Below are 11,737 nucleotides of genomic sequence, written 5' to 3'. Positions count from 1 at the left end.
GGTGCGATCGATCCTCGTCGTCTGCACCGGCAACATCTGCCGTTCGCCCACGGCTGAAGGTGTCCTTCGCGCCAAGGCGAAGGAACGCGGCCTCGCGGTGCGCGTGGCCTCCGCCGGCACGCTCGACTATCACGTGGGTGAACCGCCTGACCGCCGCTCGATGGCGCACGCGACCCAGCGCGGGTACGACCTCAGCGCGCAGCGCGCGCAGCAAGTGACGCGCGCGCACTTCCAGGAATACGACTACATCCTCGCGATGGACCGCAGCCACCTCCATCAGCTCGAGGCAATGGCGCCCGCGAACGCGCGCGCGAAGCTGGCGATGTTCCTGGAGACAAGCGCGACGTGGAAGGGCGAAGACGTGCCCGATCCCTACTACGGGGGTGCCGCCGGATTCGAGCAAGTGCTCGACATGATCGAGGAGGCCGCCGAAGGCTGGCTCGACCAAATAGAGGGGTCAGACCCCTCTATCGTTGACCGCAACCCGCGATAGAGTGGTCTGACCCCTCTATTTGCGCTTCTCGCACATCAGCGAGAAGACGTTGTCCTCGGAATCCCGGTAGAAGGCCATCCACAGGTCGTGATCCGGCATGGGCGCGACGAGGTGCGGCTTGCCCTCGACCCGCACGCCCTTGGCCACGAGATCGGCATGCGCCGCATCGATGTCGGCGACCTTGTAATAAAGGACGGAAGCCGGATGGCGGAAGCGCTCGTCGGCAGGGACTTCCACGAGCAAGCGGATCGAACCGCATTGGAAGAAGGTGAGGCCCGGCGGCGCGTCGAACAGATGCTTGAGGCCGAGCGTGTCGCGATAGAAGGCCCGCGCACGGTCGAGATCCTTCGCCGCGATCGCGATCTGCCCGACGGATTCAATGGTGGTCATGCGAACTCCCGGTGCGAATCAGGCTACCAACCGCCGCGGCGCACCCACTCCTCGAGCATCGGGATGCGATCCACGCCCCAGAAGGGCTCGCCGTCCACGATGAAGTAGGGTGACCCGAAGACACGAAGTGCCAGCGAAGCGTCGACGATCTGCTTGGTGCGGTCCTTCACGGCCGGGTCCGCGAGCGCAGCCGAGAGCGCCGCGGGATCCACGCCACACTTCGCGGCGATCTCGATGACCGTTTCGGCCAGGCTGATGTCGCGGTCCTCGGCGAAGTACGCGGCGTACAGCGCCTTCGCGAACGGCACGGCAAGGGCCGGATGCTTGTCCTGCAGCCAATAGAACGCGCGCACGCCGGCGATGCTGCTCACCGGAAAAGTGCTGGGGGCCTTGTAGGGCACGCCATGGAAGCGCGCGGTCCGCGAGAAATCCATGATCGAGTAATCCCCCTTGAGGGGGATGCTCGCCATGAGCGGCTGGCCGGTGACCTTCATCACGGCGCCGATGAGCATCGGGCGCCACGTGATGGCGCGCCCGGTGCGTTGCGCGAGGCCATCGACAAGATGGCTCGCGACGTAGCCGTAGGGCGAGGAGAAATCGAAGTAGTAATCGATCGCCGTGCCCTGGGCCATCAGTTCCCCGGCGTCTCCGGTTGCTTTTCGGTCCCGGGTGCGGTCTCGACGAGTTGCAGCGGCTCGCTACCCACCTCGACCGAACGGCGCCGGCGCGGCTTCGTGCGTCGCGGAAGCTCGTCCTCGACGACGGGCGCGGCGACCACCGGAGCGTTGCCACTGGTTTCAACCAGTTGCAGTGCTTCGGCGGCGGCTTGGGCTGCCAGCTGCGCCTCGGTGCGGCGGCGGCGAACGGGGCGTTGCGGTTCCACATCCTCGAGCTGGTCGACGACCACGCGCGGCGCGGGCATCGGCATTCCCACCGAGGAGGCCACGTGGAGCGGCGCGGGTGAGGGCTGCAGCGTGTCCGTTGCCGGCGGCGGGAACGGCGAAGGCGACGGCGTCATCGGAGCCTGCTGCTCTTCGGCGGCAAACAATTCCGCGGAAGCGAATTGCGGCGTCGGGGCATCTTCGTGCGGGTGCTGCTCTTCCTGCACGACGGCGGGCGCGGTGCTGTCGCGATTGTCGCGGTTGTCGCGGATTTCACGGTTCTCGCCGCGATCTCCACCACCCCGGCCGCCACGGCCACGACGGCGACGGCGACCTTCGCCTTCACCTTCGCCACCGACGGTCTCGGCAACGGGGTGCGACTCGAGGCGCGGCGAACCATCGGCCTGCTGGGCCGGGCGCGGTTGCTCCGGACGGGGCTGGCGCGGTTCGCGCGGCTCGCGTTGCTCACGCGGCTCGCGGGCTTCGCGCGGCTCACGCTGTTCACGCGGCTCGCGTTGTTCGCGACCCTCACGCGGCTCACGACCCTCGCGAGGTTCACGCGGCTCGCGCGGAGGACGCGGCGGACGGTCTTCGCGCGGCGCTCCTTCTGCTTGTTCGCCACGCTGCTCGGGAGGACGTTGATCGCGACCCCCGCGCTCCTGTCGATTGCGGCCCTGGCCACCACGGCCACCTTCGCTGCGACCTTCACCGCCGCGGCCTTCGCCACGACGTCCGTCGCGGCGCTGTCCGTTGCCGCCACGGCGGCCGTCCTGGCCACCGCCTTCACGCGGAGGACGCTCCCGCGTTGCGGTTGCCACGGGGGCGACCGGCGCAGGGGCTTCGGCGGGTTTGCGGAACCACCCGAACAGGCGATCGAGCAAGCCACCTTCCGCGCTGGCCGGAGCCGGCGCCTTGGCGACCGGTTGCTGGATCGGCAGCGAGGTCGGCGTGATCGGAGCCGGCTGGTCGGGCGTGATGCCCTTCACCAGCGGTTCGGGTCGCGCGGGCTTGGCGTCCTGGCGCGAGGGCAACTTGTCGTCCTCGTCCTCGGTCGGCACGGTCGCCATCTCGTAGCTGGGGGTCTGCGCATCGAGCAGCGGCGAATCGTGGCGCAGGCGCTCGACGGTGTAGTTCGGGGTCTCGAGGTGCTGGTTGGGGATCAGCAGCAGGTTCACCTTGAGGCGCGTCTCGATCTTGAAGATCTCGCTGCGCTTCTCGTTCAACAGGTACGTCGCGACGTCCACCGGCACCTGCGCGTGGATCGCGGCCGTGCCTTCCTTCATCGCTTCTTCCTGAAGGATGCGCAGGACGTGAAGTGCGGTGGAGGCGGTGTCGCGGATGAAGCCCGTGCCATGGCAGCGCGGGCAGGGCGTGTGCGTGGTCTCTTCCAGCGAAGGCTGCAGGCGCTGGCGCGAGAGCTCGAGCAGGCCGAAGCGCGAGATCTTGCCGATCTGCACGCGGGCGCGGTCGTGCTTGAGCGCGTCGCGCAGGCGGTTTTCCACCTCGCGCTGGTTCTTCGCGCTTTCCATGTCGATGAAGTCGATGACGATCAGGCCACCGAGGTCGCGCAGGCGGAGCTGGCGCGCCACTTCATCGGCGGCTTCGCAGTTCGTGTTGAACGCGGTCTGCTCGATGTCGTGGCCGCGGGTCGCGCGGGCGCTGTTCACGTCCACGGACACGAGGGCTTCCGTGTGGTCGATGACGATCGCGCCGCCCGAGGGCAGCGTCACGTCGCGGCGATACGCGCTTTCGATCTGGTGCTCGATCTGGAAGCGCGAGAAGAGGGGAACGTCGTCCTTGTAGAGCTTCACCTTGTTCACGTTGGCCGGCATCACCGTGCTCATGAACGACAGGGCCTGCTCGTAGATCGCCGCGGTGTCGACGAGGATTTCGCCGATGTCGGGCTGGAAGAGGTCGCGGATGGCGCGGACCACCAGGCTCGACTCGAGGTAGATCAGGCAGGGGCCTTTTTCTTCGTTCGCGGCCTTCTCGATCGCGGTCCACAGCTGGATGAGGTAGTTCAAGTCCCACTGCATCTCTTCGAGGGAACGGCCGATGCCCGCGGTGCGGGCGATCAGGCTCATGCCTTCGACGACTTCGAGCTGGTCCATCACTTCGCGCAGCTCGTTGCGGTCCTCGCCCTCGATGCGGCGCGAGACTCCGCCACCGCGCGGGTTGTTGGGCATCAGGACCAGGTAGCGGCCGGCGAGCGAGATATAGGTGGTCAGGGCCGCGCCTTTGTTGCCGCGCTCGTCCTTGTCCACCTGCACGATCATTTCGTGGCCCACCTTGAGGTGGGTGGCCATCTTCGAGCGGCCGAATTCGCCGTCGTCGTTGGTCATGAACTGCTTGGCGATCTCCTTGAACGGGAGGAAGCCGTGGCGCTCGGCGCCGTAATCGACAAAGACCGCTTCGAGGGAGGGTTCTACGCGGGTGATGACGCCCTTGTAGATGTTGCTCTTGCGTTGCTCTCTTCCGAGGGTCTCGATGTCGAGGTCGATGAGCTTCTGGCCATCGACGATTGCAACCCGGAGCTCTTCAGCCTGGGTCGCATTGAACAGCATGCGTTTCATGTTTACTTTTCTCCCGCGCTCGTACTACACGGAAGAAGGGCCCGGCCAACTGGGTGGGCCCGGGGGACGAATAACTTCAGAAGTCGACTTGGATTTGCGTCACGAGTGATCGCTGAAAGGGGCGAGTTCTGCTTTTTTTCGTCTGGCCCTGACGGCACAAACGTGCGGTCAGGGACCTGAATTCAAAGTGCGTCGAGCGCGTATTTCCTGCAATTCAGCGCTGCCTTGGTATGGCAGGTGAGCGCTGTAAACCCGCTTGGGCGCCGTCTCTGGCTGCCCGCCTAGCCTGGGTGGCCTCATCTTGATGGGGCCAATCCAACAACTACAGGCTTAGAAATCAAACAGATATTAGTATACGCCCCATGCCCAACGAAGGCAAAGCACCGGCCGTGAGCTGGATCGAGGTGGCGGAAGAGGAAGCGGGCCAGCGCCTCGACAACTACCTCCTTTCGCGTCTCAAGGGGGTCCCCAAGAGCCACGTTTATCGCATCGTCCGCAGCGGCGAAGTGCGGGTGAACAGCGGCCGGGTGGAGGCCGCCTATCGGGTCGCCTCGGGCGACCGCATTCGCGTCCCCCCCATCCGCCTGGCCGAACGCGAAGAGACCGAGCGGGCGCCACACCTGAAGCAGCTATCGATCCTCTTCGAAGATGACGCGCTGCTTGCGATCGACAAGCCCTCGGGCCTCGCCGTGCACGGCGGCAGTGGTGTGGCGCACGGGGCGATCGAATCGCTGCGTGCGATGCGGCCCGACGCGAAATTCCTCGAGCTCATTCATCGCCTGGATCGCGAGACCTCGGGCGTCCTGCTGCTCGCGAAGAAGCGCAGCGCCCTGGTCGCGATGCAGGAGATGTGGCGCGAGCGCGACATGGACAAGCGCTACCTCGCTGGCGTCGCGGGCCGCTTCCGCAACGAACGCCAGCACGTGCGTGCTGCGCTCGCCAAGCGCCCGACGACCGACGGCGACCGGCGCGTCTCCGTGTCCGAAGATGGGCAGCCTGCGGAGACCATTCTTCGCCGCATCGAGAGGGGTACTGAATTCAGCCTGCTCGAAGCCGAGTTGCTCACGGGCCGCACGCACCAGATCCGCGTCCACCTCGCGCACCTGGGTCACCCCATCCTCGGCGACGACAAGTACGGCGACTACGCGTTGAACCGCGAGCTGAAGAAGCGCGGCCTGAAGCGCATGTTCCTTCACGCCGCGAAACTTTCCTTCAGCCATCCGCTCACAGGTGCGGCACTCACGCTCTGCGCGCCGCTTCCCTCCGACCTCGAGACTTTCCGCAAGAAATGCATCGCTACGACCTGATCGTGTTCGACTGGGATGGGACGCTCATGGATTCGACGGCGCACATCGCCGGCTGCATCCAGGCCGCGTGCCGCGATCTCTCCGTCGATGTGCCGTGCGACGAGGACGCGCGCTACGTCATCGGCCTCAACATGGCCGATCTGATGCGTCATATCGCGCCATCGCTCGATGCGGCGGGCCGTGCAGCGCTCGCCGAACGCTACAAGCATCACTTCCTCACCGATGAAGAGAGGATCAAGCTCTTCGATGGCGTGAGCGAACTCATCGCCGACCTTTCGGGCCGGGGCCACCAACTCGCCGTGGCCACGGGCAAGTCGCGCCGCGGGCTCGATCGCGCGCTCGATTCGACCGGATTGCGCCCCTACTTTTCGGCCACGCGCTGCGCCGACGAGGGATTCGCCAAGCCGCATCCGGGCATGCTCCTCGCATTGCTCGACACCACGGGCGTCGAGGCCTCGCGGGCCGTCATGATCGGCGACACGACGCATGACCTCGAGCTCGCCGCGAACGCGGGCGTCGACGCCGTTGCGGTCCTCTATGGCGCGCACGAACCGGCGCTGCTCGACACGCGCCCTGCGAAGGCACGCTGCACGAGTGTTGCGGAGTTGCATGCATGGCTGACGACACCGTAGAAGCGCGCGCGATCTGCGCGTCCGATGCGCTTCCCGAAGGCGGGAAGGGGGTTCGTTTCGCGCTTCGACCCGAGGCGGACGAGGAAAAAGGCTTCGCCGTGCGCTTCGATGGCGCGGTGTGCGCATTCGTCAATCGCTGCCCGCATCTGGGCACCGAATTGGACTGGCAACCCGGCGAGTTCTTCGAGGAGGCTGGGTTATACTTGGTGTGTTCGACGCACGGCGCGCTGTTCGAGCCCGCCAGCGGATTTTGCGTATCGGGACCCTGTCACGGTGCCACGCTCGATCCGATCCGCGTCGAGGAACGCAACGGCCAAGTGTTCATTCTCTCCGACGCCTCATGAACGAGCCCCTCCCGCCTCCCTGGGAACGCGCCGTCCTCGAAAAACTTGCCCTCAAGGGTCTCGAGGAAAATCGCCGCGCGCGCCAGTGGTCGCTGCTGATCAAGCTGCTGTGGCTGCTGTTCGCCTTCCTCCTGCTGGCGAACTGGTTCGGGTGGATCGGCCGTCCCGACACTGAGCGCACGACCATCGGCAAGCACACCGCGCTCGTCGAGCTGAAGGGCGTGATCGGCGTCGAAGCGAAGGCCTCCGCCGACAAGATGATCGCGGCGCTCAACAGCGCATTCAAGGATCGCAACACGCAGGGCGTGGTGTTGCGCATCAACAGCCCGGGCGGCAGCCCCGTCCAGGCGGGCTACATCAACGACGAAATCCGCCGGCTGCGCGTGAAGTATCCGGCGATCCCCGTCTACGCCGTCGTGCAGGACCTCTGCGCGTCGGGCGGCTACTACGTTGCCGTCGCCACCGACAAGATCTACGTCGACAAAGCGAGCCTCGTGGGCTCGATCGGCGTGATCATGGGCGGATTCGGATTCACCGGTGCGATGGACAAACTGGGCATCGAGCGACGCACCTACACCGCCGGGACGAACAAGGACTTCCTCGATCCCTTCGCGCCCGAGAATCCGGCGCACAAGGAACACGCGCAGAAGATGCTCGCGGAAATCCACGCGCAGTTCGTGAACGTCGTGAAGCAGGGCCGCGGCAAGCGCCTCCAGGAATCGCCCGAGATCTTCTCGGGCCTCGTGTGGACGGGCGAGCGCAGCGTGGAGCTCGGCCTCGCCGACGCGCTGGGCAGCCTCGACTACGTGGCGCGCGAGGTGGTCAAGGCCGAGCGCATCGTGGATTTCACGCCCGACGAGAACTACTTCGAGGCGCTCTCCAAGCGTTTCGGCACGAGCTTTGGTGAAACGCTGGGCCGCGCGTTGCTTGAATCGGCCACCGGCTCGGGGACCTCATGGCGGTAAACGAGCGGGACGACGCCAGCGCGGGCCGTCCGCAGGTCGAGTACGAGCTGATTCGGGAAGCCTTCGACAAGACCGCCGTCGGACTCACGCTCGTCAACCTGGACGGCGTCTTCCAGCGAGTGAACCGGGCCTTTTGCGAGATCCTCGGCTACACGCGCGAGGAGTTGCTGGGCCGCTCGTTCCGCGATGTCACGCATCCCGACGACATCGCCCGCGACCTGAAGCACCTCGACGAACTTCGCGCCGGCCACGGCGTGCCGCTCTCCGTCGACAAGCGCTACATCCGCAAGGACGGCCGCGAGGTGTGGGTCCGGCGCAGCGTCTCCGTCCTCGGCAAGGAAGGGCCCGGCCGCCTCGTGATCGGTTCCTTCATCGACCTCACGGAGCAGCGCACGAAGGACCGCGCGCTCTACCAGATGAACGCGTTCCTGACCGCCATCGTCGAGAATTCACCGGTCGCGATCTACACCGCGGACCGCGAGGGCAAGATCACGTTCTGGAATCCGGCGGCCGAGCGCACCTTCGGCTTCACGCGCGAACAGGCGATGGGCCGTCGCGCGCCGTTCATTCCCACGTCGCATCGCGAGGAGGGGCAGTCGCTGCGTGAACGCGTGATCGCGGGCGAGGTCCTCACGGGCCTCGAGCTCGAGCGCCAGCGTGCCGACGGCACCATGATCCACATCAACGGCTCGGCCGCACCCCTGCGCGACGAGCACGACAACATCACCGGCTTGCTCGCGTGCTGCATCGATGTCACCGAGGCCACGCTCACCGAGCGGGAGCTCGGCCGGCAGCTCCACTTCACGCGTGCGCTGATCGACGCGATCCCGAGCCCCGTGTACTTCAAGGATCGCGAAGGGCGCTACCAGGTCTACAACCGTGCATGGGACGAGCTGTTCGGCGGCGGGCGCAGCTGGATCGGCAAGACCGTCTTCGACATGTTCGGCGAGCCGAGCGCGAGCCTGCACCACGCACGTGACAAGCTCCTCTACGAGCAACCCGCCTCGACGAGCTACGAAGCGCTCGTCCCCGACACGCGCGGCCTGCCGCACGAGATGCTCTACAACAAGGTGAGCTTCGTCGATCGCAACGGCGAGGTCGCGGGACTCATCGGCGTGATCACCGACGTCACGACGTACAAGGAAGCCGAGCGAGCGCTCGAGGCGAGCGAATCGCGCTTCCGCGTGCTCACCGAGTCGGCGCTGGACCTCATCTCCGTGGTCGCGGAGGACGGAACGATCCGCTACCAGAGCCCCGCGCTCAGGCACCTGATGGGCTACGAGCCCTCCGAAACGGTCGGAGGATCGGTGTTCGAGATGGTTCATCGCGATGACGTGGAACACGTCCGCACCGCCTTCCGCCGCATCATCGAATCCGAGCAGTCACGCGAGCCGGTCGAGTTCCGTGTTCGCCACCGCGACGGCATGTGGCGCACTTTCGAATCGCTCGGCACGAATTGCCTCACGAATCCGCACATCGGCGGCGTTGTGTTCAACTCCCGGGATATCACCGATCGCAAGGTGATCCAGCAGCGCATCCAGCACCTCGCGTACCACGACAACCTCACGGGCCTGCCGAATCGCTCGCTGCTCCAGGACCGCCTCGCGCACTCGATCGCCCGCGCCGAGCGCGGCCACCGCAAGGTCGCGGTGCTCTTCATCGACCTCGACAACTTCAAGAACATCAACGACACACTCGGCCACGATGTCGGCGACGAGTTGCTGCGCCAGGTCTCGCGCAAGCTCTCCGAATGCGTGCGCCTCGAGGACACGATCGCGCGCCAGGGCGGCGATGAGTTCATCGTGCTGCTCGACAGCATCGAGGATGGCCGCGGCGCCTCGATCGTTGCCCAGAAGATCCTCAACTCGCTTCGCCAGCCTTTCCTCCTCGGTGGCACGGAGCAGCACGTGTCGGGTTCGGTGGGCATCGCGGTCTTCCCCGAGGACGGCCGCGACGCGCAGACGCTGATGAAGAACGCCGACACGGCGATGTTCCACGGCAAGGGGCTGGGGAAGAACACGTATCAATACTTCACGGCGCAGATGAACATCGCCGTGAAGCGCCGCATGACGCTCGAATCGGCGCTGCGCCGCGCGGTCATGCAGAAGGATTTCGTCCTTCACTACCAGCCGCAGGTGAACCTCGAGACCGGCGAGATCATCGCGCTCGAGGCCCTGGTGCGCTGGAAGACCGAGGATTCGGGCACGGTAATGCCGGGCGACTTCATTCCGCTCGCCGAGGAAACCGGCCTCATCAACGAAATTGGCGAATGGGTGCTGCGCGAAGGTTGCCGCCAGGCGCGCGAATGGCAGGACCAGGGTCTCGCGCCGCGCCGCATGGCCATCAACCTCTCGGCGCGCCAGTTCAGCGACAAGGCGTTCCTCGACATGGTCACGCGTGTGCTCGCGGACACGCGCCTGGATCCCTCGCTGCTCGAGCTGGAAATCACCGAGAGCCAGGTCATGCGCCAGACCGAGGGCATGATCATGCTGCTCAACCGCCTCTCGGAAATGGGTATCCACCTGGCGATCGACGACTTCGGCACGGGCTACTCGAGCTTGTCGTACCTGAAGCGCCTGCCGATCCAGAAGCTGAAGATCGACCAGAGCTTCATCCGCGACATCACGGTCGACCCCAACGACACCGCGATCGTCGTGGCCATCATCAACATGGCCAAGAGCCTCGACCTCGAGACGATCGCCGAGGGTGTGGAGACGGCGGGGCAGCTCGCACTCCTGCGCTCGAAGGGCTGCCGGATCGGGCAGGGCTTCTACTTCTCCGCACCCGTTCGCGCCGAGCAGATCTATCCGCTGCTGCGGCAGAACAACCTCTACGTCCAGTCGCAGGTCCGCTAGGCGAGCAGCAGGAAGGTCGCCGGGCGCTTGCCGATCGTCGCGGGCTTGCGCCGCCACGCTTCCACCGCCTGCATGCGCACCGACTCCTCGGGTCCTGTCAGGTCGACCGCGATCGCGATACGCGTTCCGGGCCGGCAACTTTCCAGCAGCGACGCGAACAGCGCGTCGTTGCGATAGGGCGTCTCGATGAAGACCTGCGTCTCGCGCTCGCGGGCGGAGCGCTTCTCCAGTTCGAGGATCGCCTTCGTGCGCTCGCTCGCGTCCGCGGGGAGGTACCCCAGGAAGCGGAAGCGCTGCCCCTCGAGTCCCGAGGCCATGAGCGCCAGCACGATGGAAGAGGGGCCCGAGAGCGGGACGACAGCGATGCCTTCGGCGTGCGCCGCAGCGACGAGAAGCGAACCTGGATCGGCAACGGCGGGTACACCGGCCTCCGACAGCAGGCCCACGTCGCGTCCCGCGCGGACGGCTTCGAGCAAATCCGGAACGTCGCGCGCGGCGGTGTGCTCGTTGAGCTCCTTCATCGCCACGTCGCGCATCGGGCCTGGATGACCGCAGGCCGTGAGGAAGCGCCGGGCGCTCTTCGCATCCTCGACGACAAAATCATTCAACGTGCGGATCCGTTCGAGCACGGTGGTCGGCAGCACGCTTTCGACAGGCGCGTCTTCCGAGAGCCACGCGGGAACGAGGTAGAGGCGGCCGGCCATCAGGGGATCTCGAGGCCTTCGGCGCGCAGCATCCCGCAAAGCGCGATGAGCGGCAGGCCGACGAGCGCAGTAGGGTCGTCGCCGGAAAGCCGTTCGAGCAGGCTGATGCCCAGCGCTTCGCTCTTCGCGGCACCGGCACAGTCGAAGGCAGGCTCGCGATCGAGGTAGCGCTCGATTTCGGTGTCGCTGAGCTGGCGGAACGCGACCTCCGTTGTGACCAGGGATTCCACGACGCGAACACGCGCGGCGTTCGCGACGCACAGGCCCGTGTGGAATAGAACCGTCTTGCCCCGCATCGAGCGAAGTTGTTCGCGGGCCTTGTCGTGCGTGCCGGGCTTGCCGATCGCTTGGCCGCCGAGGTCGGCGACCTGGTCCGACCCGATCACCCAGGCGTTCGCAAAGCGGGCGGCACCGGCTTCGGCCTTGGCGCGGCTGAGGCGTCTCGCCGTGTCGATGGGAGCCTCGCCGGGATGGGCGCTCTCGTCGATGTCCGGGGACCAGGTCTGGAAGGGCAGCCCGAGGCGCTCGAGCAGCTCGCGGCGGTACCGGGAGCCGGAGGCCAGGACGAGTAAAAAGTCTTTCAAATCAGCTTG

At 66.2% G+C, this 11,737-nt stretch carries 11 protein-coding genes; 6 read left to right on the top strand and 5 right to left on the bottom strand.

Features of this window, described 5'->3' with window-relative positions:
* Position 1: 1 nt before the first annotated feature.
* The gene (locus DSM104440_RS10350) at positions 2 to 493 is read left to right on the top strand and encodes a low molecular weight protein-tyrosine-phosphatase (RefSeq protein WP_212758024.1); all 492 of its coding nucleotides are present in this window, start codon (positions 2 to 4) and stop codon (positions 491 to 493) included.
* Between the two features lie 15 nt (positions 494 to 508).
* Here the strand turns inward: DSM104440_RS10350 and DSM104440_RS10345 are convergent, their stop codons facing one another.
* The 3 genes from DSM104440_RS10345 to DSM104440_RS10335 are packed head-to-tail and all read right to left on the bottom strand — an operon-like array spanning position 509 to position 4,337.
* A complete protein-coding gene (locus DSM104440_RS10345; RefSeq protein WP_171162323.1) occupies positions 509 to 883 on the bottom strand; it encodes a VOC family protein in 375 nt (124 codons plus the stop codon).
* Between the two features lie 23 nt (positions 884 to 906).
* The gene (locus DSM104440_RS10340) at positions 907 to 1,515 is read right to left on the bottom strand and encodes a 2-hydroxychromene-2-carboxylate isomerase (protein ID WP_171162321.1); all 609 of its coding nucleotides are present in this window, start codon (positions 1,513 to 1,515) and stop codon (positions 907 to 909) included.
* Entirely contained in the window at positions 1,515 to 4,337 is a 2,823-nt protein-coding gene (locus DSM104440_RS10335; RefSeq protein WP_171162319.1) for an Rne/Rng family ribonuclease, read from the bottom strand. Before DSM104440_RS10335 ends, DSM104440_RS10340 begins: the two co-directional genes overlap by 1 nt.
* 362 nt (positions 4,338 to 4,699) lie before the next feature.
* On the opposite strand from DSM104440_RS10335, the gene DSM104440_RS10330 reads away from it, so the two are divergent.
* Genes DSM104440_RS10330 through DSM104440_RS10310 form a run of 5 tightly spaced genes read left to right on the top strand, consistent with a single transcriptional unit; the run spans position 4,700 to position 10,440 of the window.
* The gene (locus DSM104440_RS10330) at positions 4,700 to 5,644 is read left to right on the top strand and encodes an RluA family pseudouridine synthase (protein WP_171162317.1); all 945 of its coding nucleotides are present in this window, start codon (positions 4,700 to 4,702) and stop codon (positions 5,642 to 5,644) included.
* Positions 5,626 to 6,276 (top strand): HAD-IA family hydrolase, encoded by a 651-nt coding sequence (locus DSM104440_RS10325; RefSeq protein ID WP_171162315.1) that lies wholly within the window; start codon positions 5,626 to 5,628, stop codon positions 6,274 to 6,276. Before DSM104440_RS10330 ends, DSM104440_RS10325 begins: the two co-directional genes overlap by 19 nt.
* Positions 6,258 to 6,620 (top strand): Rieske (2Fe-2S) protein, encoded by a 363-nt coding sequence (locus DSM104440_RS10320; protein ID WP_171162313.1) that lies wholly within the window; start codon positions 6,258 to 6,260, stop codon positions 6,618 to 6,620. Before DSM104440_RS10325 ends, DSM104440_RS10320 begins: the two co-directional genes overlap by 19 nt.
* The gene (locus DSM104440_RS10315; protein ID WP_171162311.1) at positions 6,617 to 7,585 is read left to right on the top strand and encodes a S49 family peptidase; all 969 of its coding nucleotides are present in this window, start codon (positions 6,617 to 6,619) and stop codon (positions 7,583 to 7,585) included. Before DSM104440_RS10320 ends, DSM104440_RS10315 begins: the two co-directional genes overlap by 4 nt.
* On the top strand, positions 7,576 to 10,440 hold the full coding sequence (locus DSM104440_RS10310; RefSeq protein ID WP_171162309.1) for a PAS domain S-box protein: 2,865 nt from the start codon (positions 7,576 to 7,578) through the stop codon (positions 10,438 to 10,440). Before DSM104440_RS10315 ends, DSM104440_RS10310 begins: the two co-directional genes overlap by 10 nt.
* Here DSM104440_RS10310 and DSM104440_RS10305 read toward each other — a convergent pair.
* Together DSM104440_RS10305 and DSM104440_RS10300 are read right to left on the bottom strand one after the other, a co-directional pair.
* The gene (locus tag DSM104440_RS10305) at positions 10,437 to 11,144 is read right to left on the bottom strand and encodes an SAM-dependent methyltransferase (protein ID WP_171162307.1); all 708 of its coding nucleotides are present in this window, start codon (positions 11,142 to 11,144) and stop codon (positions 10,437 to 10,439) included. The two genes, DSM104440_RS10310 and DSM104440_RS10305, sit on opposite strands and share 4 nt — an antisense overlap.
* Complete coding sequence (locus DSM104440_RS10300) at positions 11,144 to 11,728, bottom strand: Maf family protein (RefSeq protein WP_171162305.1); 585 nt, start codon at positions 11,726 to 11,728, stop codon at positions 11,144 to 11,146. The genes DSM104440_RS10305 and DSM104440_RS10300 overlap by 1 nt, the downstream gene beginning before the upstream one ends.
* Between the last annotated feature and the right edge of the window lie 9 nt (positions 11,729 to 11,737).

This window comes from Usitatibacter palustris (assembly GCF_013003985.1).
Lineage (GTDB): Bacteria > Pseudomonadota > Gammaproteobacteria > Burkholderiales > Usitatibacteraceae > Usitatibacter > Usitatibacter palustris.
This window is presented reverse-complemented; position numbering and strand designations above follow the sequence as displayed.